This is a genomic window from Bifidobacterium apis (assembly GCF_036986835.1).
Taxonomy (GTDB): domain Bacteria; phylum Actinomycetota; class Actinomycetes; order Actinomycetales; family Bifidobacteriaceae; genus Bombiscardovia; species Bombiscardovia apis_A.
The window spans coordinates 277,068-303,829 of the sequence record NZ_BTXD01000001.1 but is presented as its reverse complement, the minus strand read 5'-3'; the positions used below and the strand labels follow the sequence as shown (position 1 = coordinate 303,829).

The 26,762-nt window shown below is 60.9% G+C and carries 25 protein-coding genes and 2 tRNA genes; 3 read left to right on the top strand and 24 right to left on the bottom strand.

All coding sequences use genetic code 11. From position 1 onward, the window contains the following. Nucleotides 1-89 precede the first annotated feature (89 nt). The 5 genes from AACP62_RS01175 to AACP62_RS01155 form a co-directional block, all read right to left on the bottom strand. Entirely contained in the window at nt 90-1,661 is a 1,572-nt protein-coding gene (locus AACP62_RS01175) for a diaminopimelate decarboxylase family protein (protein ID WP_339345798.1), read from the bottom strand. A 27-nt stretch (nt 1,662-1,688) separates the two neighbouring features. After that, the gene (gene argS / locus AACP62_RS01170) at nt 1,689-3,446 is read right to left on the bottom strand and encodes an arginine--tRNA ligase (RefSeq protein WP_339345796.1); all 1,758 of its coding nucleotides are present in this window, start codon (nt 3,444-3,446) and stop codon (nt 1,689-1,691) included. Between the two features lie 43 nt (nt 3,447-3,489). Further along, nucleotides 3,490-3,879 (bottom strand): Rid family detoxifying hydrolase, encoded by a 390-nt coding sequence (locus AACP62_RS01165; protein WP_339345794.1) that lies wholly within the window; start codon nt 3,877-3,879, stop codon nt 3,490-3,492. Nucleotides 3,880-3,982: 103 nt separating this feature from the next. Further along, on the bottom strand, nt 3,983-5,737 hold the full coding sequence (gene spxB, locus AACP62_RS01160) for a pyruvate oxidase (protein ID WP_339345792.1): 1,755 nt from the start codon (nt 5,735-5,737) through the stop codon (nt 3,983-3,985). 296 nt (nt 5,738-6,033) lie between these two features. Continuing rightward, nucleotides 6,034-6,109, bottom strand: a tRNA-Arg gene (locus AACP62_RS01155). 365 nt (nt 6,110-6,474) lie between these two features. Between AACP62_RS01155 and AACP62_RS01150 the strand changes: the two genes are divergently transcribed. Further along, nucleotides 6,475-7,104 carry a CYTH domain-containing protein gene (locus tag AACP62_RS01150; RefSeq protein ID WP_339346503.1) on the top strand — a complete coding sequence of 210 codons (630 nt, stop codon included), beginning with the start codon at nt 6,475-6,477 and terminating at the stop codon, nt 7,102-7,104. A gap of 12 nt (nt 7,105-7,116) precedes the next feature. Here the strand turns inward: AACP62_RS01150 and AACP62_RS01145 are convergent, their stop codons facing one another. From AACP62_RS01145 to AACP62_RS01135, 3 genes are all read right to left on the bottom strand, one after another. Further along, complete coding sequence (locus AACP62_RS01145) at nt 7,117-8,082, bottom strand: tetratricopeptide repeat protein (RefSeq protein WP_339345791.1); 966 nt, start codon at nt 8,080-8,082, stop codon at nt 7,117-7,119. Between the two features lie 117 nt (nt 8,083-8,199). Further along, nucleotides 8,200-9,225 carry a DUF8094 domain-containing protein gene (locus AACP62_RS01140; protein ID WP_339346501.1) on the bottom strand — a complete coding sequence of 342 codons (1,026 nt, stop codon included), beginning with the start codon at nt 9,223-9,225 and terminating at the stop codon, nt 8,200-8,202. Nucleotides 9,226-9,227: 2 nt separating this feature from the next. Further along, the gene (locus AACP62_RS01135; RefSeq protein ID WP_339345789.1) at nt 9,228-10,256 is read right to left on the bottom strand and encodes a hypothetical protein; all 1,029 of its coding nucleotides are present in this window, start codon (nt 10,254-10,256) and stop codon (nt 9,228-9,230) included. Between the two features lie 112 nt (nt 10,257-10,368). Between AACP62_RS01135 and AACP62_RS01130 the strand changes: the two genes are divergently transcribed. Further along, nucleotides 10,369-11,304 (top strand): FKBP-type peptidyl-prolyl cis-trans isomerase, encoded by a 936-nt coding sequence (locus AACP62_RS01130; protein WP_339345787.1) that lies wholly within the window; start codon nt 10,369-10,371, stop codon nt 11,302-11,304. Nucleotides 11,305-11,407: 103 nt separating this feature from the next. Here the strand turns inward: AACP62_RS01130 and AACP62_RS01125 are convergent, their stop codons facing one another. The 15 genes from AACP62_RS01125 to AACP62_RS01055 form a co-directional block, all read right to left on the bottom strand. Then, nucleotides 11,408-12,319 (bottom strand): cysteine ABC transporter substrate-binding protein, encoded by a 912-nt coding sequence (locus tag AACP62_RS01125; protein ID WP_339345785.1) that lies wholly within the window; start codon nt 12,317-12,319, stop codon nt 11,408-11,410. A gap of 87 nt (nt 12,320-12,406) precedes the next feature. Beyond that, the gene (locus AACP62_RS01120; RefSeq protein WP_339345783.1) at nt 12,407-13,276 is read right to left on the bottom strand and encodes an amino acid ABC transporter ATP-binding protein; all 870 of its coding nucleotides are present in this window, start codon (nt 13,274-13,276) and stop codon (nt 12,407-12,409) included. Continuing rightward, nucleotides 13,269-13,943 (bottom strand): amino acid ABC transporter permease, encoded by a 675-nt coding sequence (locus AACP62_RS01115; protein WP_339345782.1) that lies wholly within the window; start codon nt 13,941-13,943, stop codon nt 13,269-13,271. Before AACP62_RS01115 ends, AACP62_RS01120 begins: the two co-directional genes overlap by 8 nt. Further along, nucleotides 13,930-14,583, bottom strand: coding sequence for an amino acid ABC transporter permease (locus AACP62_RS01110; RefSeq protein WP_339345780.1), 654 nt, complete (start codon nt 14,581-14,583; stop codon nt 13,930-13,932). The genes AACP62_RS01115 and AACP62_RS01110 overlap by 14 nt, the downstream gene beginning before the upstream one ends. Before the next feature lie 522 nt (nt 14,584-15,105). Beyond that, the gene (gene nrdH / locus AACP62_RS01105; RefSeq protein WP_029678172.1) at nt 15,106-15,348 is read right to left on the bottom strand and encodes a glutaredoxin-like protein NrdH; all 243 of its coding nucleotides are present in this window, start codon (nt 15,346-15,348) and stop codon (nt 15,106-15,108) included. A gap of 237 nt (nt 15,349-15,585) precedes the next feature. Next, complete coding sequence (gene nucS, locus AACP62_RS01100) at nt 15,586-16,389, bottom strand: endonuclease NucS (protein WP_339345778.1); 804 nt, start codon at nt 16,387-16,389, stop codon at nt 15,586-15,588. A gap of 88 nt (nt 16,390-16,477) precedes the next feature. After that, nucleotides 16,478-16,774, bottom strand: coding sequence for a F0F1 ATP synthase subunit epsilon (locus tag AACP62_RS01095; protein WP_029678174.1), 297 nt, complete (start codon nt 16,772-16,774; stop codon nt 16,478-16,480). 2 nt (nt 16,775-16,776) lie between these two features. Beyond that, nucleotides 16,777-18,261 carry a F0F1 ATP synthase subunit beta gene (gene atpD, locus AACP62_RS01090; RefSeq protein ID WP_029678175.1) on the bottom strand — a complete coding sequence of 495 codons (1,485 nt, stop codon included), beginning with the start codon at nt 18,259-18,261 and terminating at the stop codon, nt 16,777-16,779. An 8-nt stretch (nt 18,262-18,269) separates the two neighbouring features. Then, nucleotides 18,270-19,220: a F0F1 ATP synthase subunit gamma gene (locus AACP62_RS01085; protein ID WP_029678176.1), complete on the bottom strand. Its 951-nt coding sequence runs from the start codon at nt 19,218-19,220 to the stop codon at nt 18,270-18,272. 3 nt (nt 19,221-19,223) lie between these two features. After that, the gene (gene atpA / locus AACP62_RS01080) at nt 19,224-20,882 is read right to left on the bottom strand and encodes a F0F1 ATP synthase subunit alpha (RefSeq protein WP_029678177.1); all 1,659 of its coding nucleotides are present in this window, start codon (nt 20,880-20,882) and stop codon (nt 19,224-19,226) included. Nucleotides 20,883-20,928: 46 nt separating this feature from the next. Next, a complete protein-coding gene (locus AACP62_RS01075) occupies nt 20,929-21,756 on the bottom strand; it encodes a F0F1 ATP synthase subunit delta (protein WP_029678178.1) in 828 nt (275 codons plus the stop codon). A gap of 51 nt (nt 21,757-21,807) precedes the next feature. After that, nucleotides 21,808-22,350, bottom strand: a complete 543-nt coding sequence (locus AACP62_RS01070) for a F0F1 ATP synthase subunit B (RefSeq protein ID WP_029678179.1) — start codon at nt 22,348-22,350, stop codon at nt 21,808-21,810. Nucleotides 22,351-22,400: 50 nt separating this feature from the next. Then, nucleotides 22,401-22,628: an ATP synthase F0 subunit C gene (atpE, locus tag AACP62_RS01065; protein WP_015022486.1), complete on the bottom strand. Its 228-nt coding sequence runs from the start codon at nt 22,626-22,628 to the stop codon at nt 22,401-22,403. A 131-nt stretch (nt 22,629-22,759) separates the two neighbouring features. Continuing rightward, a complete protein-coding gene (gene atpB, locus AACP62_RS01060) occupies nt 22,760-23,575 on the bottom strand; it encodes a F0F1 ATP synthase subunit A (RefSeq protein WP_029678181.1) in 816 nt (271 codons plus the stop codon). A gap of 199 nt (nt 23,576-23,774) precedes the next feature. Beyond that, nucleotides 23,775-24,830 (bottom strand): homoserine O-succinyltransferase, encoded by a 1,056-nt coding sequence (locus tag AACP62_RS01055; RefSeq protein ID WP_339345771.1) that lies wholly within the window; start codon nt 24,828-24,830, stop codon nt 23,775-23,777. A gap of 95 nt (nt 24,831-24,925) precedes the next feature. On the opposite strand from AACP62_RS01055, the gene AACP62_RS01050 reads away from it, so the two are divergent. Beyond that, nucleotides 24,926-25,002, top strand: a tRNA-Met gene (locus tag AACP62_RS01050). Between the two features lie 126 nt (nt 25,003-25,128). Here AACP62_RS01050 and AACP62_RS01045 read toward each other — a convergent pair. After that, the gene (locus AACP62_RS01045) at nt 25,129-25,506 is read right to left on the bottom strand and encodes a hypothetical protein (RefSeq protein ID WP_339345770.1); all 378 of its coding nucleotides are present in this window, start codon (nt 25,504-25,506) and stop codon (nt 25,129-25,131) included. Between the last annotated feature and the right edge of the window lie 1,256 nt (nt 25,507-26,762).

The window sequence follows — 26,762 nt, the reverse complement described above, 5'->3', positions numbered from 1 at the left end:
CGGGGCCTGTCACCGGGTGTTGCTCTATCTTAGAAAGCCAATCCGACACCCGTATCCACCCCGGCGGCCGTTTCCATCCGGAACGGGACTCATCCCTGGTCCAAGGCCAGCAGGTCATCCATGGTCTGCCGCCGCAGCATCAGATGGGCACCGGACTGGTCCAGACCTACCACGGCGGGGATCAGGGCCTGGTTGTAATTGCTGGCCATGGTCCGCCCGTAGGCGCCGGTCACCGGCACCAGGAGCAGGTCACCCCGGCGGATGTCCGCTGGCAGGGCCGCATCCTGCACCAGGATATCCCCCGATTCACAGTGCTTGCCCACCACACGGGCCTGGATCCGGTCCCCGCTGCCATGTCTGTTGGCCAGAACAGCGGTGTATTCGGCCCCGTAGAGGGCCGGACGGATGTTGTCGCTCATGCCGCCGTCAACCGAAACATAGGTACGCACGCTTCCGTCGGACAGGGGGACGGGCTTGACGGTGCCCACCCGGTACAGGCTCATGCCACAGGGGGCCACGATCCAGCGGCCGGGCTCGAAGGCGATGACCGGCATGGGCATGCCCAAGCGGCGGTTGATGGCGACCATGTCAGCCCCCAGACTGGTCAGGGTCTGGTCCAGGTCCATCCGATCCTCATCCGGGGTGTAGGGCACGGAGAAACCGCCGCCCAGATCCACCTCAGGCATCAGGTATCCGTCGGTGGCCCAGAAGGTGTGCCGCAGCAGCATCATGCGCCGGGCGGCCTCGATGAAGGCCGAAGAGTCATGGATCTGGGAGCCGATATGGGTGTGGATGCCCACCAGCTCCAGTTCCTTCTCGTGGGAGCGAATTTCCTTAAGCAGGGCGATGGCCGGGCCGTCGGCCAGGACGGACATGGCTTTGATCAGGGCGGAATCAGCCGGTTCAAGGGGCCCGTTGGCAGCGGAATACAGGGCCGAAGAGGAGGGTGAGAGTACGGAATCGACAGGAGTCGAGGAACCGTTCCCCTTCATATCCGCCGAAATCACTGCTCCAGCCTGTTCGGTAGAACCGGGCTCAGGCCCAAGGTCCAGCAGGCCCACATCGGTGCCCTGGGGCAGCAGGGGAATGCCGAACTTCTGATCCTCGTGGGCAGTGGAGATGTACTCGTGGCCGCCGGCGTGCACCCCCACGGTCACCCGGAGCATGACCTTGGCGCGACGTCCCTGCGCCCTTGCGGCAGCAGCGATTCGGGCAGGCTCGTCAGGCGCATCGATGACGATGGCCCTGTAGCCCTCCTTCACAGCCAGGTCGATCTCCTGGTCGGACTTGTTGTTGCCGTGCAGGACCAGGCGGCGGCCAGGGGCGCCGGCGGCCTGGGCAATCAGCATCTCGCCCAGGGAGCAGGTGTCGATATCCAGCCCCTGGCGCAGCATGATCCGCACGGTCTCCTTGCTGAGGAAGGCCTTGCCGGCGTAGCTGACCCTGGTGGTCGCACCACCCAGATCCCGCAGGGCCGCCTGACGGAAGGCCGAGGCCCGTTCCGCCATCATCGCGGTATCCATCAGATACATGGGGGTGCCGTAACGCTTGGCCAGGTCCTCCATGGAGCACCCGTGCATGGTCAGCATGCCCTCGCTGTCCCGCTGCAGAGCTCCGGGCCAGAACCCGTCGGGCCCCAGCCCGCACATCCCTGTTTCCATCGACGACCTCCCGGTGACCTTGAGGGTTTACATACGGTCCGGGGCCTGGACGCCCAACAGACCCAGACCGTTGGCGATGACCTGCTGCACGGCGTCATTGAGCCGAAGGCGCGCTGCCGCACGGGCCGGCTGTGGATTCCTGTCCTCGTCCTGGTCCAAATCCGCCCGGCCAGTGGGCTCCATGGGCACCACGCGCTCCAGGTTGTACCAGCGGTGATATACCCCAGCCAGCTGCTCCAGGTAGTGGGCCACCCGGTGGGGAGCCTTCTGGTCGCCGGCAGTCTGAACAACATTGGGGTAAAGAGCCAGGACGCCCAGAACATCGTTGTCGGCGGCAGTGTCCAGCAGGGACAGGTCGGCCCCGGACCGGTCGATGCCCGCCTGTGCTGCGTTCCTATCCACATTCTTGGAACGGGCGTGTGCGTACTGCACGTAGTAGACGGGGTTGTCATTGGTATGCGAGGCCAGCAGGTCCAGGTCGATGTCCACGCTCTGGTTGTAGTCGGTGCGGGCCAGGGAATACCGTGCGGCATCCACCCCCACGGCATCCACCAGATCGTCGATGGTGACCACGTTGCCTGCCCGCTTGCTCATGCGCACGGCCTGGCCGTCCTTGATGACGTTGACCATCTGGCCAATCAGAATCTGCATGTTCACGCCTGGGGTGTCTCCGAAGGCCGCGCAGATGGCCATCATCCTGCCGATGTAGCCATGGTGGTCGGCGCCCAGCATGTAGATGGCCTCATCGCAGGGATCCTTGGCCCTGCGCCGCTTGTTCAGGTAGTAGGCGATGTCGGCCGCCACATAGGCTGCGTGGCCGTCGGACTTGATGATCACCCGGTCCTTGTCGTCACCGTAAGTGGTGGAGCGGAACCAGGTAGCCCCGTCCTTCTCAAAGATGTCGCCCTTGGCCCGCAACTCATCAATGGCCCGGTCCACCTGGCCGGACTCATACAGACTGTTCTCATGGAACCAGACATCGAAGTTGACCCGGAAGTCACGCATGGACTGCTGGATCTCGGCGAACATCATGGGCACGGCCCGGGTGCGGAAGGCCTCGCGCTGGGGGCTGTCACCCTCGGCGCCGTCCTCGTCGCGCACCCTGGGCATGGCCAGGATGTCCTGCCCTTCGTCGGCAGCCTCCTTGACCACCCGCGATGCAATCTCATCAATGTAGGAGCCCTTGTAGCCGTCAGCGGGCACGGGCTCGCCGTGGGCCGCCGCCACCAGCGAACGGGAGAAGCGGTCAATCTGTGTGCCGTGATCGTTGAAGTAGTACTCCCTGACCACCTTGGCGCCGTTGGCCTCCAGGACGCGAGCCATGGAGTCGCCCACAGCCGCCCACCGTGTGCCGCCGATGTGGATGGGACCCGTAGGGTTGGCCGAGACAAATTCCAGATTAAGCGTGCGCCCGCTCAGGTGATCGTTGCTTCCAAAGGCGGGTCCCGCCTCCAGGACCGCATCGACCACAGCAGCCGCTGAGGCCGAGTCCAAAGTTATGTTGATGAAGCCGGGCCCTGCCACGTCCACCTGGGCGATCCCGTCGGCCTCTCGCAGGGCATCGACCAGGGCCTGCCCCAGTTCTGCAGGCCTCATGCCAGCCTTCTTGGCCAGCTGCATGGCGATGTTGGTGGACCAGTCCCCGTGGGAACGGTCCTTGGGACGCATGACCGCCAGATGGTCGGCGTCAGGAACCATGCCGGGCTCCAGGCTTCCCAGGCGGCCTGACTGGGCCATCCGGACGGCGGTCGAAGAGATGATACGGGCAAGTGCTTCAGGACTCATGCCCTCAAGTCTAGCGACGGCGGGGACCAGCAGCCGGCCTGTATCAGGCCAGAGCCACGACCTCGATCTCGACCAGGGCCCCCCTGGGGATGTCCGCACCGCCGAAAGCCACACGGGCCGGCCGCACCGAGCCGATGAAAACCTGGGAGTAGGCCTGGTCCACCTGGGTGAAATCCTCCACCTGCCGCATAAGGATGGTGGCCTTGACCACTTTCTCCATGCCGCTGCCAGCTGCATCCAGGATGTTCTTGACGTTCTTCAGAGCCTGGGTGGCCTGGTCAGCCGCAGTGCCTTCCACAAGCTCGCCGGTGTTCGGGTCGATGCCCAACTGCCCGGAGACAAAGACAAAGCCCCCGGCCTTCACAGCCTGACTGTAGGCTCCCAAGGCCTGGGGCGCGTATGGCGTGCCGATCTCTTCCGGTCCATCTTCCATGAGTCCGTCCTTTCTTCAGGTCCGCCGCACCCATACCGGGCCGAAGCCCCGGGCGGACACCGTCCACTATAGGAGTGCCCGCCCGGCGCAAGTGGCAACAGTCTCAGCCCTTGCGGGCCTCCTGACCCATCCAGTAGGCCAGGGAGCGCAGATCGCCGGCCTCGTAGGTCTTGACGAATTTCTCGACCTGGTCCGGATCCGAGCAGGTCTCCGGGAACCGCATGTAGCGGGTATCCAGAGGGCTGGCTCCTGTCAGCTTGATGTCAATGACCGAAGACCTGTCGGCCTTGCGGGCCTCGGAGAAGGCATGACGGGCATCGTCCACCGTGCGCACAGTGAAGCCCAGGGCGCCCATGCCCTCGCCGACCTTGGCCCAGTCGGTGTCGGGCAGATCCACCCCGCTCAGGGGCTGATGGCTGTCGTCGCGCTGCTCGGCCTCGATGTAGCCCAAGGACTGGTTGGAGAAGACCACGTTGATGACCGGGGCATGGTACTTGAGCTGGGCCAGCACCTCCTCGCCGAGCATGGCGAATCCGCCGTCGCCGCTCAGGGAATAGACGGTCGATTCCGGATGCTCCAGCTTGGCAGCCAAGGCGGCCGGCACAGCGTAGCCCATGGTGGCGTGCTTGCCGGAGACGGTCCAGCGGTTGGTAGGCTTCAGATGCAGCAGACGCAGGAAGTCGATGTCCACATTGCCCACGTCGGGGATGACAATGTCATTGTCCTCAAGCTGCTGATCGATGACGTGGAAGACAGGCTCAGGCCTCAGGGGCGTGCGGGTGTCTTCGTTGAAGGAGGCCAGCCACTGGTCCCAGTTCTCCTTGCTGCGCAGGCAGGCCCTGTAGAAGACGGACTCCTCCTGATCCTGACCAGCGGCGGTTATCGCCTTGAGGGCCTCGCGGGCATCGGCCTGGATGGCCAGAACCACGTTGGCCTGGAAGCGCTTGCCCAGCTTGACCGGGTTCAGATCGATCTGGATGACCTTGGTGTTGGGAGTGACGAACATGGACCCGAAGGGGTTGTCCGAGCCAACCCAGACCGTCAGATCGGAAGTGTAGATGGCCTCCGTGGCGGTCTTGGTGGCCACACGGCCGGCCGACTGCAGGTAGGCAGGATAGGTGTCCTCCACAATCCCCTTGGCCGGGAAGGTGGAGACCATGGGCATCTTGAAACGCTCTGACATGGCGACCAGCTCATCACGAGCACCGGCAGCGCCCTGGCCGAAGTAGAGCAGCGGAGCCTTGGCGGACTGAATGATCTCCACCGCCTTGCTGACCTGGTCAGCCGCAGGCTTCAGAGGCTCAGGCTTGCGGAAGTTAGGTGCAGATGCCACCGGGCGGTCGTCGATCTCGGCCCAGGCCAGATCCTTGGGAATGATGACCACGGAAACCCCGTGGTTGGCATAGGCGCGGCGGATGGCCTCGTCCACCAGGGCCGGCAGTCCTTGGGCGTTGGTCGCGGCCCGGGCGAATACGGCCACATCGGTAAAGATAGGCACCTCGTCCATGGCCTGGAAGAAGTCCATGTTCATAAAGGCCTGGGGCACTTCGCCCACCAGGGCCAGCACCGGCACGCCGTCCTCACGGGCATCATAGAGGCCATTGAGCAGATGGACCGCGCCAGGACCAGACGAGCCGAAGCAGACACCAATCCGGCCGGTCAGCTTGGCCTCGCCGGCAGCAGCCAGGGCTCCGGCCTCCTCGTGACGGACCTGGATGAAGTCGATGCGCTCGCGCTCGTTGTGGATGGCGTTCATCATGGAGTCGAAGGAGCCGCCGGGCAGGCCATAGATGCGCGGCACCCCCCACTGCTCCAGGACGTGAAGAACAGCATCCCCTGCATTGATTCGATTGGCCATGTGAACTCCTTTGCTTCGCCGCGGAAAGGAGGCTCCGCCACAACGCGGAAGCGTCGGTCCTCCCCGACGTTCGGTCTTACCCTTTCACTATGGCACCTGAGAACGAAGACACAAGCGGGCCAAGGGTCATGTTCCTCAAAAGCTTAGTGATTCACCACACATATCGTGACGCATAGGGTGCGCTTGCTTCATCCAGTTATTCAGTAAGTGCCATGATCATGATCCCGGGCATGATGACAGACAGGAGTCGTATAAAGAAAACCCCTGCGCTTTTCCTGGCTGCAGGGATTTCATCTTGGTGGGCTCGAAGGGATTCGAACCCTCGACCTTCTGTTCCGGAGACAGACGCTCTATCCGCTGAGCTACGAACCCGACAGCCACTTTCCAGTGGACAACAGAGACCATACTAGGACACTTTGCGCATTTTCGCACCCATGCGCGTTCTGACGTGTCGGTCAGACGCCAGCCACTCTCGGCGTGTTGCCGCAAGATTCCGGGCGTTTCGCAGGTATCGTGATGGCAAGGCCTCGTGCCACCGCCCCGGTTGCGCCATTGCATCCTCATGCGGTGGCGCGAAGCCGCCAACATTCCCGGATGATCTTCTCTCGGGATAGTCTCCACTGTAGTTCCTTCACCCGGCCATCACAAGCGGCCTTCACATACCTGGACAACTCCAATGGGCCGTGAACAGCAAATGGTGGCCGCAACCGGCCTACCGTACCATGGGAAGCATGGCCATGAATGAGGACGAGGACGATTTCGAGTTCGAGCGCAGATTCTTCTGCCGGGACCTCCCCCGGGAGCTGCTCGGAGAGAGTCGGCCGACCCTGATTGTGCAGAGCTACTACGTGCATGAAGACAACTTCGCCCTGCGGGTTCGCCTTCAGGGACAGGTGGATCCGGTGGTGCCCATGACGGCCCGGACCGATGCCCTCCATACCCTGCTTGAGGATGGCGACCACTTCGACGCTGCCTCAATGACAGCCAAGGGGCCCTCCGTCGGCGGCACACGCTACGAGGCTGAACGGACCATCGACCCAGGCATCGCCCTGGAGCTGATCCTGCGCGGCGGCATTCCCATAGTCAAGAACCGGTATGGGGTCTGGCTGGACGAGGACTGGTGGAACCTGGATGTCTTCGGGGACGGCAACGCTCCCCTGGTGGTGGCCGAGGTGGAGCGGACCGGGCCGGTGACCGACCTGACCATCCCCGACTTCTGCGCCACTGAAATAACCGACGACCCACGGTTCTCCAACGACGGGCTGGCCAACCACCCCTTTGGCGACTGGGCGACCGACTTCGACCGGGAGCTGAAAGCCAGCGGACCGCGCTTCCTGACCAACTTCGATGGGAACCGTGAGGCCTGACCCAGGAACGGTTCAGTACATCAATGTGGATAGACGGCGACGGGCCTTGGCCAGCCGGGGATCAGTCGGTTCAGGAATGACGAAGTACTCCAGCAGACGGCGGCGGATGGGATCGGTCTGATCCCGGTGCCCGGCCAGAAAATCCAGCAGGCGATCGAAGGCATCCTGAATCTGGCCGCCGATCATGTCCACATCGGCCACATCCAACTGGGCCTGCAGGTCGTCAGGGGCATCGGCGGCCGCCTGACGGACCTTGCGGACATCGGCCTTTGCTGAACGGGCCATCAGCAGGCACTTAGCCTGTTCACGCTTGGCCAGATCGTCGGTCGAGTCGGCCTGGACCAGCTTGCCATAGGCCTCGGCTGCAGCTGCATAGTCGCCCTCCTGGGCCAGCCGATGGGCCTCTTGATGGGCAGGCGGGATGGCATCAGCCGCTGACTGGCTGGCCTGCTCATCTTGCCCCTGGTCGTTGGTCTCCTGGTAGGGAGCACTGCCGGTGATACCGGCCTTCTGTGCCATCTGAATCACCTGGGGAATGAGCTGATCGGTGATCTGGTTCATCTCCTCATCGGTGGGCAGCCCCTGCAGAATAGGCATGGGCCTGCCGGCCAGCAGGGCGAAGAGGGCCGGGGCGCCCTGCACCTGGAAGGTCTGGGCGATCTGCGGATTGGAAGCGATATCGATTCGGGAGAGCTGGATGTGTCCCTCCTGGGCGTTGACGGCCTGGGCCAGACGGGTGGCCAGAGGGAAGAGGCGGTCGTCGGTGGGCACCCAGAGCAGGATCAGAATGGGGAAGGTGGTCGAGGTCTGGACCATGGCCTGGAAACTGGCCTCGGTGGTATCGATCACGTAGCCACCGGCTGCGGGCGCACCTCCCTGCTGACCTGGCTCGGCATCGACCTGATGCTTGAGCGCGCCCAGGTCGACCGCTCCTGCCAGCGAGACACCCGGCTGCCCCTGCCCGTTCTTGTTCGCCATGTCAGTCCTCCTTAACCCCGCGGACGCCGACTGCAGCTTCGGCCCGCCCTCGATTGCATACTCCTGGAAGCCAATCTAGTCCAAGGCCCGGGCGTTCACCCAGCGCAATCCCGCTCCTCAGACCGCCTCCACCTTGATGGGCTCACGTTCGGCACCCACGGCCCTGATGGGCTCATGCGAGTCCGCAGAAGGCACATAGAGGGCGATCACGTTGACATAGGTGACCTTCATGGTGCTGGTGGGCTTGCCCTGCCCAAAGAGGGCCGTCTCCGCATCCGAAGCAGGCGAGGATTCACGTCCCTCACCTGCCTGCCTGGTCCAGACCGAATCGATCCGGGCCACGACCAGGTCGCCTCCATCGGAGGAGTGCATGACCCGCAGCTGCCCCTGTGCCGGGGTAAAGGTCTGCAACTGACTGCCCTTGTTGGCCTCGATCCCCTGCTGGACCACCTGAGTCAGCGTGCCCAGCGAGTTGCGGAAGTCATCCTGGGCGAACTCCTTGGCATACTTGCTGCCCTGGGGGTTCTGCAGGAGGTCGGCGTAGCGGCGCACGGCCTCCACCGGCGTAGCCTTGAGCCCCTGATCGTCGCCCTGCCCCATCCTGGCGCCTATGGTGGCCACCGGGAACTTGGGCAACTGTGCTCCCTGGAAGAGCCGGGCCACACCCCATAGCTTGTAGTTGTCATGGGCGGACTCCTGGTCGAGAACCAAGAGGCGCTTGGACTGCTGATCCTGAGTGGTGGTGGTAATCGAGAAGACCGAGCGCGGCCAGCCTGGATCGCCGGGGATGACCGTCTGGGCGATGGTGGTAGGGATGGTCGTCTTGGGATCCAGCTGCCCGGTGGCCCGGGCTATGGTCAATTCGCTGGTGCGGATCTCCAGCTGGGGACCGCTGACGCGCTGGTCCAGCCCGGCAGGGTCCTTGGCCTCGTTGGCCTGGTCCAGAACAGCCCCGATGCTCTTGCGGATACGAGCTTCCTGGGCCGGGGTCAGGTTGGGCGCGGGAGCAGTGGTTGCAGTGCTTTGAGGCTCTGTCCGGCGGGCCTGGGGAACCTGCCCCTCACAGGCGGACAGACCTGGCAAAAGAGCCAAGGACAGGGCCAGCGCAGCTGCAACCGCCACCTTGTTCATCGATTTGTTCATACTCATTGGCGCCCCTCCTCCCCCTCGTGGGCAAGCCTGGCTAGGTAGGAGGCCATCTCCTGGCTGCTGATGACCCTGGTGGACGACATATCATCGGCTCTCCTGTCGTCACCCTCCTGTTGGTCAGCGACCAGGTTCCGATTGCGTGGATCAATCACCACAGGCGGCCTGGGCGGGGGTCCCGGATCCCCCTGCCGCGCCTGGCCGCGGGCGTGACGCAGGCGTCGGCCGGAAGCCGGGCTACGCCGATTCCCGAGACCAGGCAGAATGGCGTTGCCCAAAGCCTGGGCCACGCTGACTTCGGGAGTCTCTTCAGCCTCCTGTTCAGGCTCGGTCTGCTTACGGCGCTTGACCGGATCCATGGCGAAGACCGTAGCCGAAAGAACGGCCAGCAGGGCCAGAAGCCCGCCGGCAAAGTAGAAAGGCATGGCGAAGTTGGGCAGTTTGTCACGCTGCCAGAGCATCTCCAGCCCCAGGGAATGAGCGCCTTGGGGAACCGCCACCAGCAGGACGGCCTGCGGATCGTCGGTCTTCAGGGACATTGACACGCTGCTGTCGGAGCAGGTGACCTGTTGCCACATATCCGAATCCTGAAAGGCCACGCCCTGATCACTTTTGGCGGACTTGCCAGGACTGGTGTCCCTGCCGACAGACAGGGTCTGCCAATTGTCCAGGCCGCGCACCCGGGCCACATCTTGCCCGGCCGTCCATCCAGCTGCATCCTTGGCCGTGGTCAGGGCCATACAGACGGCGGGCTTCTGTGAATTCTGATCTGCTGACGCGGCAGTCCCAGTCGATGCCGCATCCACGCGCATGGTCACTTTGCTGTCCACCAGGGGAAGCACACCTGGATCGGTCACCACATAGGCCGCCTTGGTGCGCGCATGCGCATCCACATGAGCCGAAGGCTTCCAAACCGTGGCGTTGAGAATACCCAGCACAATGGCCGTTACAGCCAGCAGTCCGAAGATGGGGGTGACGATGCCGCGCATGATCATGCTGTGACGCGAGGGCTTACCAGGCCGCGTCATCTCATCTTTTTCCTCGGGTACTTGCTCCATATTATCCACATTCTACCGTCGGCCCCCTATGAGATGGTTTCCAGCACCGGGAAATCACCTATAAGCCCTAAACTGGTCTTCTATGACTATCAACGCAAGGAAATCAGGCATCAAGCGCCTGCTTGGCGCCATGACCGCTCTGACCCTATGTCTTGGACTGTCAGCCTGCAGCGGGAAATCCGACAGGGGCGGGCACTCGGGTGACACCATGCAAGGCGTATCGGCCAGTGGCAAACTCGGCAGCAAGCCCGACATCAGCTTCAAGACCCCCTTCAAGGTCGAGAACCAGACCCATCAGGTCATCCAGGAGGGCAACGGCGCAGTCATCCGCGACGGGGACCGCGTATGCACAAGGAGCCTGGCCCTGGACGCCAAGACCGGCAAGGTGATCAACTCCACCTGGGACAAGAGCAGCCCGGAGTGCTCCATCGTCATCAGCAAGAAATCCATCCCGGCCTACTACGACACCTTCAAGGGCCTCAAGGTCAACTCCACCGTGGCCGTGGGCATCGATGAGTCAGGCTCCGGCAGCAGCCAGGCGAGCGACTCCTATATCATGGCCCTGACCTTCGTCTCCAGGTCCAAGAACCTGACCCGCGCACAGGGTAAGAAGGTGACCGACCTGCCCAGCGACCTGCCCAAGATCAGCTTGGACGACAAGGGCAAGCCCTCCCTGGATCTCAACGGATACAAACCAAAGGGAGGATTAGTCGTCCAGCCCCTGATCAAGGGCGAGGGGGCCAAGGTCGGCGAGCATCAGAGCGTCAGTGCCAACTACACCGGCTGGCTGGCCTCCGACGGCAAGCAGTTCGACTCCTCCTGGGACAGGGGTGAGGCCAGCGACTTCAGCCTGGACCAGGTGGTCAAGGGCTGGCAACAGGGTCTGGCTGGACAGACGGTAGGCTCTCAGGTTCTTTTGGTCATTCCGCCCGACCTGGGCTATAGCAGCCAACAACAGCAGAAGATCCCGGCCAATTCGACCCTGATCTTCGTGGTCGACATCCTGGCCGCCTACTGACCAGCCGATCCACCAACTCAGACGGATCAGACAAGCAGGGGCCCGTACCCATCCAGTCGCATTCGGATGGGTTCGGGCCCCTGTCATAAACCAGATGGTCGGGTCAGTCCTTGCCACCCTCGACCACGATCTCATCGGGGTTGGCTGCGCTGCCGTAGACCGGTTCCAGGGTCTTGCGGTAGTCCTCATGGAAGAACTGCTCCTGGCCCAGCTTGACCAGCTCCTTGTTGATGTAGTCCAGCAGGGGCTTGTTCCCCTTGCGCACGGCCGGGGCGATGACCGCCTCATCCCCAAGCTTGGTGATGCCCACCGAGAAGCCCTTGTTGGCCTTGGCCCAGGCCAGCACCTCGGTGTTGTCGGTGCTCATGGCGTCGCCACGGTGGTCCAGCAGGGCGTTGTAGGCATCGGCATACTGGTCGTACTTCTGCAGCTTGACTTCCGGATAGTGCTGCTCGAAGTAGGGCTCGGCCGTGGTCCCCTTGGCGATGATCAGGGTTTTGCCGTTGAGTTCCTTCACATCCTTGATCGGCGCCGAATCCGGGGAAACCACGCCCAGGAAGACCTTCATATAAGGCTTGGCGAAGTCCACCTTGCGAGCGCGATCATCAGTGACAGTGAAGTTGGCCAGGACCACGTCCACCTTGTTGCTGGACAGCACGTCCACCCGGGCGGCCGGGTCCACCGAGGTGTATTCGGGCTTCACTCCCAGGTCCTTGGCCAGGCGCTCGGCCAGGACCACGTCGTAGCCTTGGTTCTTGCCATCCTTGTCCACGTAGCCGAAGGGGGCCTTGTCAGTGAAGACCGCCACCTTGAGCTTCCCGGACTTGGTGATCTGCTCCGGGGTGCGTGCAGACCCGGATGACGCCGAGGAGCCGGAGTTGCTCCCCGAGCCGCTTCCAGCGTCACTGGGGGTGGCCGCCGAAGGGCCGCAGGCCGCCATGGAAGCCATCATCGCGATCGTCGCCCCCGTGGCCAGCGCCGCCCGTATCAATCGGTTCATTACCCTTGCGGTCATGATCCCTCTTTTCCTATTCTTTCTCTTTCCTTCGGCCGCCCCTGGGGACGGTTCCGGCGAATGCCGCCGGACGAATATGCGGAGTACTCATCGGGACTCCTGATCCTGATCCCGCCTGCGCTCATAAGTGAAGGTGGACAGGAAGCGTTGCGCCCGGTCAGTGGCCGGGTGGGTGAAGAAGGCCTCCGGGTCGTCGGACTGCTCGACCAGGGCGCCTCCATCCAACAGGACGATGTGATCGGCGATGCCCCTGGCGAAGGCCATCTCGTGGGTAACGATCATCATGGTCAGCCCCTGGTCGGCCAGCTCCAGAATGACCTGGAGGACTTCGCGCACCATCTCCGGATCAAGAGCTGCGGTCACCTCGTCAAAGAGCATGATCTCGGGATGGAGGATGAGCGCCCGGCAGATGGCGACCCTTTGCCGCTGGCCGCCCGAAAGCTGGCTGGGCCAGGCATCCCGGCGGTCGGCCAGACCAACCCGGTCCAGCAGCTCCAGAGCCTCCTGACGCGCCTGCTCCCGCTTGCGCTTCTGAACCAGGACGGGCGCCAGGGTCACGTTGTCCAGGACGGTCCTGTTGGGGAAGAGGTCATAGCTCTGGAAGACCATGCCGATCCGGGTGCGCAGGTCAGAGCTGCGGCTACCCGACATCAGGCCTCCAGGACCTCCGCTGTGCTTGCCCAGGGGGTGACCGGTCTCCACCACCTGACCGTCCAGAAGGATGCGGCCGCCCTGTATGGGCTCCAGTCCGGCTATGGTCCGCAGCAGGGTGGACTTGCCTGAGCCCGAGGGACCCAGGACCACAAAGACCTTGCCCTTGGGCACCTGGAAGGAGATGTCGTTGAGCACAGGGCTCTGAGCCTGCGGATACTGTTTGACCAGATGCTCGACGGTCAGCACCGCCCGCTCCTCCTGTTCCTCCTGTGGCTGGTTCGCCGTTGTTTGCCCCTCAGTCATGGGCCCACCTCTTTTCCAGATGCCGGGCCACCAGGGACAGGGGCCAGCAGATGAAGAAATACATGAAGAAGATCACCCCGTAGACCCACAAGGTCGCCTGGGGATAGGCGAAACGGTTGGCATCGATGATCTGCTGACCGACCTTGATGACCTCGATGACGCCCAGCAGGGCGGCCAGGGAGGTGGTCTTGACGATCCTGGTGGCCAGGTTGACACTGGCCGGCAGCAGTCGGCGCAGGGCCTGCGGAAGGATGATCCTGGAGAAGGTCTGCCAGGACCCCAGCCCCAGAACATAGGCCGACTCCACCTGGGTGCGGGGAATGGACTCCAGGGCACCGCGGACCAGGTCGCCCAGCTCGGCCCCACCCCATAGCACAAAGACCAGCAGGCAGGCGCCGGTGGCGTCCAGATTCAGGTTCCAAGCCCTGGACAGCCCATAGAAGGCGATGAAGAGCAAGGCCAGTTGGGGCATGATGCGGATGAAGTCCAGATAGATCCTCATCAGGAAGCGAATCAGGGGGTTGCGCAGAGTCATCAGCCATCCGACCACCAAGCCCAAGGGCAGGGAGAGCAGGACCGAGACGCCGGCTATCCAGACGGTCACCCAGAGCCCCTGGAAGAGCCTGGGCATGACCCCTGGCTGGAAGAGCACCTCAACGCCGTGCATAGTCGAACCTCCGCTCAAGAACGGTTCCGATGACGGAGATGGGCAGCAGGATGACCAGATAGGTGACGATGAGCAGAGTCAGGGACTCGTAGGTGTCATAGGAGGTGCCCATCAGGTCCTTGGTGACATACATGACGTCGGCCAGAGCGATGGCCGAGACCACCGAGGACTCCTTGATCAGGAAGATGATGTTGGCCACCACGCCCGGTATGGTGCTGCTCAGGGCCTGTGGCAACACGATTCTGGACAGGGTCTGGGCTCGCGTGAATCCCAGGACGCGGGCTGACTCGATCTGCACCCGGGGCACCGCCTCCAGTCCGCCACGCATGGCCTCGGCCATGTAGGAGCCGCCCAGGAAGGCAAGCCCGACGATGGCGCAGGTCTGGGCGCTCCAATTGACCCCAAGTTTGGGCAACCCGAAATAAAGGAAATAGAGCTGAACCAGGAGCGGGGTGTTTCTTGACAGCTCAATGTATACCCTGGCCATCTGCGAGAGCAGGGGGATCCTGAAGACCTCCAGCCCGGCGCAAACCAGCCCGATCAGCATGGAAAACACCACACCGAAGAAGGAGATGAAGACCGTCACATAGGCCGCGTTGACGAAGAAGTGCAGATTCTGCGCCATAAAGGTCCAATTCATGCCCCCACCTCCCAACTTGCTTGAGTGCTATTCATCGTCTCCTCTTCACCGCTTCTCGCCCGCTTCCCGCCGCCTGCGGCATATAGTGGACCATCCTAGGGAACGCGAGCCGGTTTCCTCTGCTTTTGGGTATACGAATACCGGATACCGCGTTATCATCCACTCTCACAGCAACCTGTACGGCGATTCGTATTCACGCCACAACCAAAGAGCACCAATAAGATAGCCACTGGTCGGTAAAGGCTAACCGACACCTGCAGATCGTGCCTCCCGAACTATCGGATACACTCCAAAACCACAGATGGTCTCTCTACCATTGCAACACTTATCAAGTAGGCAGTGCCCAATCGAACAAGTCCAACTGATCAAGCACTTGCAGAACAAACATCAGCCAATTACTTACCTACCAAGCATCTACTAACCAAGTAGGCGCACAACGCGATTTGCACTAACCCGACTGCTGGCCAAGCTATGAAAAAAGCCCGGTCCACATATTCGTGAACCGGGCTCCGAGTGCTTTGATCAGGCGAAGACCTTGGCGCTCTGCGCTACCTTCCTGATCAGATCGGGGCGATACCCGCTCCACGTCTCCTGGTCAGTGACTACGATGGGGGTCTGCTTGAATCCCTGGGCGATGAACTGGTCGATCAAGGTCTGATCCTCAGTCAAATCCACCTGCTCGAAATCCAGCCCCTGCTTGGTCAACTGACGCTTGGTGGCATCACACTGGGGACAGTGCGCCTTGGTGTAGACCGTGATGGACATAATCGCCTCTCCCTTAAATGTAGCCGTGATATTCCAAGCCCTATTAGCCCTCTGCTCGGAACCTGTTGATTGCACTCTACACAATCCCAGACACAAGCACAATACCACCTGTAGTGGCGTGTCAGACCATAAACCCCAATATCTAGTAGCTTTTTGGGTCTTATAGAACCAAATGAGAACCTATGTGAGCTGCCTGACATATTGACTATACAAGACGATATAAGACTGAAAACCGTCTCAGAAGAGGGTCAGTTCATCGCTGTCAGTGCCCTTCATGGCCTCGTAGTCCAGGATCAGGCACTCGAATCCCCTGTCCTCGGCAAGGACCCTGGCCTGGGGTGTAATGGTCTGGGCCGCGAAGATTCCGCGGACAGGGGCCAGCAGAGGGTCGCGGTTGAGCAGGCGGCAGTAGCGGGTCAGCTGTTCCACCCCGTCGATGCCCCCATGCCGCTTGATCTCGATGGCCACATGCCGTCCCTGGCCATCCACGGCCATGATGTCCACCGGGCCGATGGGCGTGGGATACTCCCGACGGACCAGGGTGGCTCCCGGGCCGATGCGGTCAATCTGTTTAGCCAGGTAGCGCTGCAGATGCGCTTCCACACCGTCCTTGACCAAGCCTGGATCCGTCCCCAGGTCGTAGCTGTCGTCGGCATAGACCTGGTAGAGCCTGATGGTGAGTACATCGCTGGATTTGACCGCCGAAACACGCAGAACCTTACGGACAGGCCGAGCCTGGTCCTGATCCTGCTCCTGGGCGATCAACGCGTCGGGCGCGGCGGCTTCGACTACCTCATCCGGCCCGGTTCCAGCCACGGAATCAGTCTTGACACCCGCGCCGTCTTTGCCCGCCTCCTCGGGTTCGATCTCCCTGATGGTACAGGGGGCGCACATCCAGTTCAGGGGCTTGTAGGAGCCCAGCTCCGAAAAGATCAGACAGCTCATGTCGGCCTTGATCAGCAGAACGCGCCTGGCCGGCGGCAGGCTGGCATTGAGACGCCCGGAGTATTCGGCGGAGCAGTCGGCAACAATGATTCGCACAGATGCCAATATATCAGTCGCTGTTCCGGGCGAGAAAGAAAAAGCCCGGCCGATGCAAGTGCACCAGCCGGGCGGAAGAGGATGGGAGTCAGGACTGCTGTCCCTGATCAGCATCCTCCAGGTAGTGGTCCACGGCCACAGTCAGCTTGTTGCTGTCGAAGGAGGCGAATCCGCTATCCACATGGAAGGACTGACGACCGCCATCCGTGGCCTGAACCCGGATATTGCCCTCCTGCAGCAGGGCCAGCACCGGTTCGTGGTCGGGCATGATGCCCATGGACCCCTGGGTGCCGGGCACGGTGACCGACCGTGCCTGACCCGACCAGATGGGCCTGTCCGCCGAGACGATGTTGACCTGCATGGAGGTCTTGCCAGTGTCCGTCATGACTACCGGTATTCCTTCTGCATATCGTGCCACTTGTGCTCAAGGTCGTCGATTCCGCCGATGCCGGAGAATGCCTGCTCGGGCACGTCATCGTAGGCACCGTCGCAGATGCGGGTGAAGGCCTCGATGGTCTCGTCCGCAGGCACGTAGGAGCCCTTGCGACCGGTGAACTTCTCAGCCACGTAGAAGTTCTGGCCCAGGAACTGCTCGATCTTGCGGGCGCGGTTGACGGTGGTCTTGTCCTCTTCGCCCAGCTCGTCGATGCCGATCAGGGCGATGATGTCCTGGAGCTCCTTGTTCCTCTGCAGGATGGCCTTGACCCGGTTGGCGCAGTCATAGTGGGCCTGCCCCACATAGCGCGGGTCCAGAATCCTGGAGGTGGATGCCAGCGGATCCACAGCCGGGTAGATGCCCTGGGAGGCGATGTCGCGGCTGAGCTCGGTGGTTGCGTCCAGGTGGGCGAAGGTGGTCGCAGGCGCCGGGTCGGTGTAATCATCGGCCGGCACGTAGATGGCCTGCAGGGAGGTGATCGAATGGCCACGAGTCGAGGTGATCCTCTCCTGCAGGGCACCCATCTCGTCGGCCAGGTTGGGCTGGTAGCCCACGGCCGATGGCATGCGGCCCAGCAGGGTGGAGACCTCGGAGCCGGCCTGGGTGAACCGGAAGATGTTGTCGATGAAGAGCAGCACATCCTGGTTCTCCACGTCGCGGAAGTACTCCGACATGGTCAGGGCAGTCAGGGGCACGCGCAGACGGGTCCCCGGGGGCTCGTCCATCTGGCCGAAGACCAATGCGGTCTTCTCCAGCACGCCGGCCTCATCCATCTCGCCGATCAGGTCGTTGCCCTCACGAGTGCGTTCGCCCACACCAGCGAAGACCGAGACACCGCCGTGGTTCTGCGCCACGCGCTGGATCATCTCCTGGATGAGCACGGTCTTACCCACGCCTGCGCCGCCGAACAGGCCGATCTTGCCGCCCTCCACGTAAGGGGTCAGCAGATCGATGACCTTGATGCCGGTCTCGAACATCTGGGTCTTGGACTCCAGCTGATCGAAGGCAGGCGGGTTGCGATGGATGGGCCACCGTTCGGTGACCTTGATCTGCTCACCCTCCTTCTTGTTGAGGATATTGCCGGCCACGTCGAAAACGTGTCCCTTGGTCACGTCGCCCACAGGCACCATGATGGGCCCGCCCGTATCGGTGACGGTAGCGCCGCGGACCAGGCCGTCGGTGGGCTTCAGGGCCACGGTGCGGACCGTGGAATCGCCCAGATGCTGCTCCACCTCCAGCATGATAGTGGTCAGCGACTCACCCTCGGTGTCCGAGGACTTGCTCAGATTCACGGTCAGGGCATTGTAGATGTCCGGCAGATGGCCTGCCGGGAACTCCACATCGATGACCGAACCCTGGACTCGGGTGACGCGCCCCTTGGAGGCCGAATCCGGCTTGCGGCTCGCTGTGGTCGGCTGTTCTTGCTGTGCAACCATTGGCGTTCCTACTCTTCCTCTTTGTTGAGCGCATCGGCGCTGCCGACGATCTCGGTAAGTTCCTGCGTGATGGCCGCCTGACGCGTGGCATTGAGCCTGCGGGTCAGGTCGTCGATCAGCCCCTTGGCGTTATCAGTGGCGGTGTGCATGGCATTCTGCCTGCTGGCGGTCTCCGAGGCGGCCGAAGTGAGCAGACATTCATGGATGCGCGACTGAATGTACTTGGGCAGAACGGCATCCAGCACCTCCTGCGGGCTGGGCTCGAAGTCGTAGAGGGCCGCATATCGGTCACCCTGGCGTCCATGTTCGTCGTCCGGCACCGGGGCATCGATGGCCTCCTCAGGCTGCTCCTGGTCAGGCCTGATCAGTTCCAGTGGCAGCATGCGCAGCACCCGAACCTTCTGCACCACCATGTTGATGAATTCAGTGAAGACGATGTAGAGCTCGGAGACGCCGCCCTTGGCCGCTGGAGTCATGTAGGTCTCCAGCAGCGCTTGTGAGATTTCCCTGGCCACATCCACACCGGGCCGATCGCTGTTGCCCTCCCAGGTCTTGACGATGCTGCGGTTGCGGTAGCGGTAGTAAGAGACGCCGCGACGACCGTAGACGAAGAGCTGGGGCTGTCGGCCCTGCTGGTCCAGGCGGGCCAGCAGAGATTCCGTCTCGCGGATGACCGAGGAGGTATAGGCCCCTGCCATGCCACGGTCGGCCGTCAGCGCCAGCACAGCCACGCGCGGGTTCTTCTCGTCCTTCCTGACAATGGGATGGCGGATGTCGTCCGTGTGGGCCACCAGGGCCTGGACTGCATCGAAGATCGCATCGGAGTAAGGCTTCGCTTCCATGGCCACGGTCCTGGCCTTGGCGATATGCGAGGAGGCTATCATCTCCTGGGCATTGAAGATCTTCTCCAATGCCGATGTGGAGGCGATCCTTGACTTGAATGCGAGTTGTGAGGCCATGGTCTACCGCTTCCCGGCCTTGCTGCCGCTCTTGCCTTCGGCCACAAGCTTCTCCTGCTGGACGGCCACCGGCTGCTCTTGATCCTGATCGGCCTTGTGACCATCCAGGGTCTCACCCTTGTGGGTCACGAAGGTCTTGGCGAACTCGTCCACGGCCTTATCCAGGGCCTTCTCGGTATCGTCGGTGAAGTCCTCCGTGTCGCGGATGGTCTTGAGGATGTCCGTGTTGTGGTCCAGGTAGTCTAGGAGCCCGGACTCAAAGGGCAGCACGTCCTCCAGGTCCAAGTCGTCCAGCTTGCCGTGGGTGCCCACCCAGACGGAGACAACCTGCTTCTCCATGGAGTATGGGGTGAACTGAGGCTGCTTGAGCAGCTCGGTCAGCCTGGCACCGCGGGTCAGCTGGGCCTTGGAGGCCGCATCCAGATCCGAGGCGAACATGGCGAAGGACTGCAGAGAGCGGTACTGGGCCAGGGAGATCTTCAGGGTCGAGGAGACCTTCTTCAGAGCCTTGGTCTGTGCGGCGCCGCCCACTCGGGAGACGGAGATGCCCACATCCACGGCGGGACGCTGGTTGGCATTGAACAGGTCGGACTGCAGGAAGATCTGGCCGTCGGTGATGGAGATCACGTTGGTCGGAATGTAGGCCGAGACGTCGTTGGCCTTGGTCTCGATGATGGGCAGACCGGTCATGGATCCGCCGCCCAGGTCATCTGAGAGCTTCGCGCAGCGCTCCAGCAGACGCGAATGCAGGTAGAAGACGTCGCCAGGATAAGCCTCGCGCCCCGGCGGACGACGCAGCAGCAGGGAGATGGACCGGTAGGCCTCGGCCTGCTTGCTCAGGTCGTCAAAGACAATCAGGACGTGCTTGCCGCCATACATCCAGTGCTGGCCGATGGCCGAACCGGTGTAGGGGGCTATGTATTTGAAGCCTGCAGAGTCGGAAGCCGGGGAGGCCACGATGGTGGTGTACTCCATGGCGCCGGCCTCTTCCAGGGAGGAACGGACCGAGGCGATGGTGGTGCCCTTCTGGCCGATGGCCACGTAGATGCACCGTACCTGCTTCTTGGGATCTCCGGACTCCCAGTTGCGCTTCTGGTTGATGATGGTGTCGATGGCGATGGCCGTCTTGCCGGTCTGCCGGTCGCCGATGATCAGCTGGCGCTGACCGCGGCCGATGGGTGTCATGGCGTCGATGGCCTTGATGCCGGTGGCCAGGGGCTCATCGACGGGATGCCGGTGCATGACGTCGGGGGCCTGGGCCTCCAGGATTCTGCGGCCCTCGCTCTTGATTTCGCCCAGGCCGTCGATCGGCTCGCCCAGAGGGTTGACCGTACGACCCAGATAGCCGTCGCCGACGGGCACTGAAAGCACCTCACCGGTCCTGTGGACTTCCTGGCCCTCTTCGACACCTGCGAAGTCGCCCAGGATGACCACGCCGATCTCTCGGGCGTCCAGGTTGAATGCCAGACCCAGCGTGCCGTCCTCAAAGGTCAGCAGCTCGTTGGCCATGCAACCAGGCAGTCCCTCCACATGCGCAATGCCGTCACCGGCCGTACGGACGTAGCCCACCTCCTGGGTGGGGGTGTCCGTCGGCTTGTAGGACTCGACGAACTGGTCGAGCGCCTTGCGCACCACGGCGGGATCAATGGTCATTTCTGCCATGATCACTCCTTATTTCTGTTCTTGTTCAAGTCTGTTGGTCCCCTGCTTATCCCGCCACGGCCATTCGCCGCTTCAGGTGCTTGAGCTGGGTGGCCACCGTGCCGTCGGTGGAGACCGAGCCGTACTGGACCTTCATGCCACCTATGACCGAGGGATCAACCACCGAGTTGATGTGGACCGGCTTGCCTAGCTTGCGCCCGTAGACCTCCTGCAGGCGGCTGACCTGCTCGTCCTTCATGGAGACCGCCGTGGTGACGGTGACCATAACCTGGTCCATGTGCTCGGAGAAACGATCCACCAACCAAACGATGGTGTCGGGGAAGCGTCGTCCGCGCAGATCTATGGTGGCGTTCAAGGCCATCTGCTCGGTGACCGGATGCATATGCTGCCCGTCAAGGAGCGCCTTGAGCAGGTCGGCCCGGGGCTTGGGATCACTGTACTCATCCGAGAGTCGGAAGAGCACCAGAGGCATCCCGAGCAGGGCCGAATGAATCTCAGCCAGCTCGCCGGCCACCTGGTTGGTGATGCCCAGAGCATCGGTGTAATAGGCGGTGGCATCCACCGACATGTCCTCGGCCGCGTTGGCGATGTGCACCACGCGGCTCCACTGATGATCGGTCAAATCATGGAGGATATCCACGGTCAGTGGGTCGGCCTTATCAGCCAGGATGGTGTCAATCACACGCCACTTGTCCTCAGCCGGACGGGAGGGATCGGTCAGCGCACGCTCCAGGGGCCTGTTGGCATCGAGCAGGGTCACGAAGGTATAGAGCTCCATGGCCACGCGGAGGGCATCCTTCCCCTTGCTCTTGAGCAAAGGGGCATACTTGGCCCTGGTCTCCTTGTCGGAGCTCAGCGAAGTCTCTCCTCGCATGTCACCTCCCCTTTCGTGGAATCAACGTACCCATCGTCCGCCAATCAGTCATCATGCCTGCCGCTTGTCCGAGGACTGGCCGCCCTGGTCCGCAATGATCGAGTCGATCATGGAGGACTGCACGGCATCATCCTGAAGCTGCGATCCCAGAATTTTGCCTGCAAGAGCCGTAGCCAGCGTGCCCACCTCGCCCTTGAGCGAGACCAGCGCCTGCTGCTGCTGGGACTTGAGGGATCGCTGGGCGTTCTCGGTGATCTGGTTGGCCTCGGTCTCGGCCCGGGTCCTGGCATCCGCCACGATCCTGGAGGCCTCGGCGCGGGCGTCATCCCGGATCTGGGAAGCCTCAACACGAGCCTTGCCAAGCTGATCCTGATACTGCTTACGGGCCTGATCCGCCTCTTCACGAGCCTTGGCGGCCTTCTGGATGTTGCCCTCGATCTTGGACGAGCGCTCATCGAAGATGGCCTGGAACTTGGGCATGAAGAACTTGTAGAAGAAGACGGCCAGAATGACCAGGATGACCAGCGACCAGAAGATATCGTAAATCGGAGGAATAAACAGCTTGATTCCTTTGCCTGCCGCTAGAGCGTACATTGGCTCCTCCTTTCCTTTATCGAAGCCGGATCATGCAGGAATCGCACGGCTCAGGCGATGAAGAGCGCCACGAAGCCCAGCAGGGCCAGCACCTCGATCAGAGCCAGGCCGATGAACATGGTGGTGCGGAGCTGTCCGCTGATCTCAGGCTGGCGAGCCATGCTCTCGACGGTCTTGCCGACGGCGATGCCCAGACCCAGCGCGGGGCCGAGAGCTGCAATACCGTATCCCAGGATGCTCAGATTGCCGGAGACCTCAGCAAGTGTGATGATGTCCATTTATTTTCCTTTCCTCCACCGTTGCCGGTTCTTGGATTGTGGTTCGGCCCCGACCCCCGTCTACTGGTCGGAACCAACGAATATGTAGGCTGCGACCGCTTAAAACGCCGACCGCGGCTTGTTCTTTTCGCTCAACCTTCTTCAGGGTAACTCATGGAGATGTAAACCGTGGTCAGGATGGCGAATATGTAGGCCTGAAGGGCCGCCACGAAGATTTCAAAGGCCGTCAGGGCGAAGCCCAGAACGAACCAGCCCACACCAGCCAGGGCCAACACCTTATTGCTGGCCTCAACAATGTAGAACTGGGTAAAGGCTAGGGTAACCGCCACCAGCAGATGGCCGGCGATCATGTTGGCGAAGAGTCGGATGGTCAGAGAGGCCGGCTTGACGATGACCATCTCCAGAAGCTGGATGGGCGTCAGAATAATATAGAGAGGCCATGGCACACCCGCTGGGAAGAGTTCCGACTTGAAGTAGCCCCAGACGCCCTGCTCCCGGAATCCCGTTACCATGTACTGGCAGAAAGTCCAGATGGCGAAGACCAGAGGCATGGTGATAGTGGCCGTGGCCGCTATGTTCATGCCCGGCACGATGCCACAGAGGTTGAAGACCAGGATGGTCAAGAAGATGGTCGTGATCATGGGCACGTAGCGCTTGCCACGAATTTCGCCCAAGGTGTCGTAAACGACCGAGTCACGGATGAACTCGATGACCCACTCAATGGCCCCCTGCCAGCGGGAAGGGATCAGCTTGGCCCTTGCGGCAGTGATTCCCAGCACCAGGAGAATAATGACCATGGCCACGAACCTGATCAGGATGATCCGGTTCATGGCAAAGGGCGTTCCCTGGAAAAGAATCTCAGGAGGCAGGAAATCTTCGATGGAAGGCAGCTCACTCGGCTTGGCCATGGCCAGACTGAAAGCTTCACTTCCCATTGCCTCTAGCATCTATCGCCTCCTGAACGACACAGTGAACACTATAGCGCGCATGCGACTCATGGCTGCACCGTATGGGTAGTGTAGCCCACACCAAGAGCCACGGTAATCATAGATTCATCCAGTGTGTCACAAATAGTGGCCGCAGGTCCAATCCGCACCGCGACGTGGACAAGCCCGATGATGAACTTAATGCGATCGTCATTAACTTTTAACAGCGCCCGGAATTAACAGCGCCCGGAATAAGCCCGTACCCGTCGGCTGCCAGAGGGCGGTATCCGTCGGCGCGTGGGCTGCCAGGGGCGTGTCTGATGGATCGGTCGGTGCCTAGCCGGCCCGCAGCCCGCAGAGTCGGCACCTGGTCCAGGTCATAGGGAGTGGTCTCGTAGACCCAGTTCAGCCAGTTGCGCCAGAGCAGGTTGGCGTGGGCCCGCCATGAGAAGACCGGCTCCAATGTTGGATCGTCGTGAGGATAGTAGTTGACCGGGAAAGGCACCTGGTCCAGGCCCTTGGCCATGTCACGCTGGTATTCGTGGGCCAGAGTGTCACGGTCGTACTCCCAGTGACCCAGCACGAAAATCTCTGAGAAATCCTGGGTGCTGATAAGCCCGGGACCGGACTGGGGACCCCAGGTGAGCACCTGCAGATCCGGACAGGCCCGCACCTGGTCCTCGTCCACCCCGGCCCAGCGGGAGTGGGGCTGCAGGGCGATCTCGTCGAAGCCATTGGTGATGAAGCAGTACTCGTCCTGCAGATACTGAGGAAAGACCCCGAAGACCTTGCGATCCAGGTCGCGCTTGGCGATGCCGTGGCGGTAGTAGAGCCCGGCCATGGCTCCCCAGCATAGATACATAGTGGAGAAGACGTGGGTAGAGGCCCAGTCCAGAATGTGGGTCAGTTCATCCCAGTAGTCGACTTGCTCGAAGTCCATCTGCTCCACTGGAGCGCCCGTCACGACAAGACCGTCATAACAGTTGTCCTGGAAGGAATCCAGATTCTCGTAGAACTTGACCAGGTGATCCATGCTGGTATGCACGGCCTGATGGGTGGAAGTCTTCATGAAGTCGATCTCCACCTGAAGCGGCGATTTGGAGATCAGCCGCAGCAGCTGGGTCTCGGTCTCCACTTTGGTAGGCATCAGGTTGAGGATGACCAGCCTGAGCGGACGCATCTCCTGGCGCTCCGCCTCGTGGCTTTCCAGGGCGAAGATGCGCTCCGAATCCAGGATGGATCTGGCCGGCAATCCGGTGGGGATGGTGATAGGCATGACTCTATTATGGCCCAGCGCAGGCCTTCCCACACACGGACTTGACAAGTGCGCTGGAATCCGTAATATAGATAACTGCTGTGTTGAACAGCCGACGCGGGGTGGAGCAGTTCGGTAGCTCGCTGGGCTCATAACCCAGAGGTCTCAGGTTCAAATCCTGACCCCGCTACCAGTAAGGCTCGGAATCGTTCGGATTCCGAGCCTTTGTTTAATCTGGCATTTCCCATTGAAACACAAAAGACCCTGACCGGGTCGCCAGACACAACTAAATGGACAGTTTGCCTGACGCTAAACAGTGCTAAACAGTTTTAGTGTTTAAGGATTCAATGATATCCGACCATTTAATGCTATTCCTTATCGCCTTGCAGGCCTGTCGAAAGTTCCCTGCCTGCTTTGCATCTTTAAAAGCTGTGGCAACAGTTGATGGGTCAATGTCAACTGCCTCGGCAATCCAAAGTAGAGATGCAGCATTTTGTAAATTATTATAGCAGCTTTTGGCACTGTCAGTTGTATGCTTGGCGAACCACGGCACCATAAGCTCTTGCTGTGTTTTCCCATCTGTTTTCCCTGATTTGTGTACCTCGCTGTCATACTTTTTGGAATAGCAATAGTACGGTTCCTTAGTGCTCAATAGATTCGAAAAATCAATGCAATCCATATCTTCTTGATATGCCATATGGGCCCCCTTCATCAAAGGATATTTTGATTCGATTACAATCATATCATTGGCGGAAACCTTGAACAACCGATTGAAATTCGACAAAGAGTAATCAGTAGAGGCGTCGCTAAACTTGAAAGATCGGGATTTAAAAACCATCGTGTTATCACTTCAATGGAATCAGACAACAATCAATCGGCCAAACCCATTGAAGTGAATCAGTGAACCCTTAACTCACATTGCTTATTATGCCGCCAGATATCGATTTCATACCAAAGCACGATTGCCGGCGAGGCAAACAGCCATGTCATGGGACCGCTCACGCATGTTGCATCTGACAACTGCTAGCAAGCACATGTACCACAGTTGTCGGCGATATACTCATTTAAGCAAGATATAAGCCTGCAGGCGTGTGCAGCCGACTGAAACGTAGTCACATACTAATACAAAGGGCATTGCAATGTCGCAGAAATATCAGTGAACTTATCTGAATCAAAAACCGACGGGCTTGACACTTGATATTGGAATCCTGAAGTTCTATACGGACGAGACTGCAATCCCAAGGATTAGGGAGTTCTTGTTTCCTAGCCTATCTTCGATTGTTGTGTCTGCAATCGTCAATGAGTTTACCTTCCCAGGCAAGAAGCGAGAATCATGAGAAATCGGCCGATTCGATAACGCAGCTTGACTAATCCCATTTTCGCAGGTGCCACAAAAAATCCATAGATGGAAGACTTGATTATCGTCCATCGTATGTTACGCCAAAGCTCTATCAGCGCGAATGCTTGCAGAAGATAAGGATTAGCAACCACTGGACTGTCAGCTGGATTCGTGTTTGTTGTTCTATTTCTGGCTGAGTGCGGTAGAATGTCGGCATTTTCAGCGGTGTCATCCTCGGGCAGGATACACATGGGGACAATACTCTGGGCTTTGTTCTTCATAGCTCGGGTAATTATCTGGTCAATACGGGCAGCCTCAACTTCGCTCGCACGCTGCATGGCACCTATAAGCTCGTCCTCTAAGCTCGTCCTCGAAGTAGTAGTGAATGCAGTTGTTGGCCTGGCTTACCAAGCCATCTAAGGAGGTAGACCTGCTGTGGTTTTCTCTACAACGGTATTTGCAGCCCCGTTACTCCATACCATTCAAGCTTTGCCTGGATTCGTCACAAATGGACAACTGCATTAACGCGTGCCTGGTGTCAGTGGCAAATTCACAACAACAGTCACAGCTTTGACCACCATATCCGACCATCGGCCTGATCATGCAGATTGTCG

Bases quoted from the DNA above. Each gene is read 5' to 3' on its own strand.
- AACP62_RS01085 (WP_029678176.1), bottom strand. From the start codon at position 19,220: ATGGCCTCACAACTCGCATTCAAGTCAAGGATCGCCTCCACATCGGCA.
- atpD (WP_029678175.1), bottom strand. From the start codon at position 18,261: ATGGTTGCACAGCAAGAACAGCCGACCACAGCGAGCCGCAAGCCGGAT.
- AACP62_RS01070 (WP_029678179.1), bottom strand. From the start codon at position 22,350: ATGTACGCTCTAGCGGCAGGCAAAGGAATCAAGCTGTTTATTCCTCCG.
- AACP62_RS01110 (WP_339345780.1), bottom strand. From the start codon at position 14,583: ATGAATTGGACCTTTATGGCGCAGAATCTGCACTTCTTCGTCAACGCG.
- AACP62_RS01150 (WP_339346503.1), top strand. From the start codon at position 6,475: ATGAATGAGGACGAGGACGATTTCGAGTTCGAGCGCAGATTCTTCTGC.
- AACP62_RS01120 (WP_339345783.1), bottom strand. From the start codon at position 13,276: ATGACTGAGGGGCAAACAACGGCGAACCAGCCACAGGAGGAACAGGAG.
- AACP62_RS01115 (WP_339345782.1), bottom strand. From the start codon at position 13,943: ATGCACGGCGTTGAGGTGCTCTTCCAGCCAGGGGTCATGCCCAGGCTC.
- AACP62_RS01095 (WP_029678174.1), bottom strand. From the start codon at position 16,774: ATGACGGACACTGGCAAGACCTCCATGCAGGTCAACATCGTCTCGGCG.
- AACP62_RS01075 (WP_029678178.1), bottom strand. From the start codon at position 21,756: ATGCGAGGAGAGACTTCGCTGAGCTCCGACAAGGAGACCAGGGCCAAG.
- nrdH (WP_029678172.1), bottom strand. From the start codon at position 15,348: ATGTCCATCACGGTCTACACCAAGGCGCACTGTCCCCAGTGTGATGCC.
- AACP62_RS01145 (WP_339345791.1), bottom strand. From the start codon at position 8,082: ATGGCGAACAAGAACGGGCAGGGGCAGCCGGGTGTCTCGCTGGCAGGA.
- AACP62_RS01055 (WP_339345771.1), bottom strand. From the start codon at position 24,830: ATGCCTATCACCATCCCCACCGGATTGCCGGCCAGATCCATCCTGGAT.
- AACP62_RS01140 (WP_339346501.1), bottom strand. From the start codon at position 9,225: ATGAACAAATCGATGAACAAGGTGGCGGTTGCAGCTGCGCTGGCCCTG.
- atpA (WP_029678177.1), bottom strand. From the start codon at position 20,882: ATGGCAGAAATGACCATTGATCCCGCCGTGGTGCGCAAGGCGCTCGAC.
- AACP62_RS01175 (WP_339345798.1), bottom strand. From the start codon at position 1,661: ATGGAAACAGGGATGTGCGGGCTGGGGCCCGACGGGTTCTGGCCCGGA.
- spxB (WP_339345792.1), bottom strand. From the start codon at position 5,737: ATGGCCAATCGAATCAATGCAGGGGATGCTGTTCTTCACGTCCTGGAG.
- AACP62_RS01045 (WP_339345770.1), bottom strand. From the start codon at position 25,506: ATGGCATATCAAGAAGATATGGATTGCATTGATTTTTCGAATCTATTG.
- atpB (WP_029678181.1), bottom strand. From the start codon at position 23,575: ATGCTAGAGGCAATGGGAAGTGAAGCTTTCAGTCTGGCCATGGCCAAG.
- argS (WP_339345796.1), bottom strand. From the start codon at position 3,446: ATGAGTCCTGAAGCACTTGCCCGTATCATCTCTTCGACCGCCGTCCGG.
- AACP62_RS01135 (WP_339345789.1), bottom strand. From the start codon at position 10,256: ATGACGCGGCCTGGTAAGCCCTCGCGTCACAGCATGATCATGCGCGGC.
- AACP62_RS01125 (WP_339345785.1), bottom strand. From the start codon at position 12,319: ATGACCGCAAGGGTAATGAACCGATTGATACGGGCGGCGCTGGCCACG.
- atpE (WP_015022486.1), bottom strand. From the start codon at position 22,628: ATGGACATCATCACACTTGCTGAGGTCTCCGGCAATCTGAGCATCCTG.
- AACP62_RS01130 (WP_339345787.1), top strand. From the start codon at position 10,369: ATGACTATCAACGCAAGGAAATCAGGCATCAAGCGCCTGCTTGGCGCC.
- AACP62_RS01165 (WP_339345794.1), bottom strand. From the start codon at position 3,879: ATGGAAGATGGACCGGAAGAGATCGGCACGCCATACGCGCCCCAGGCC.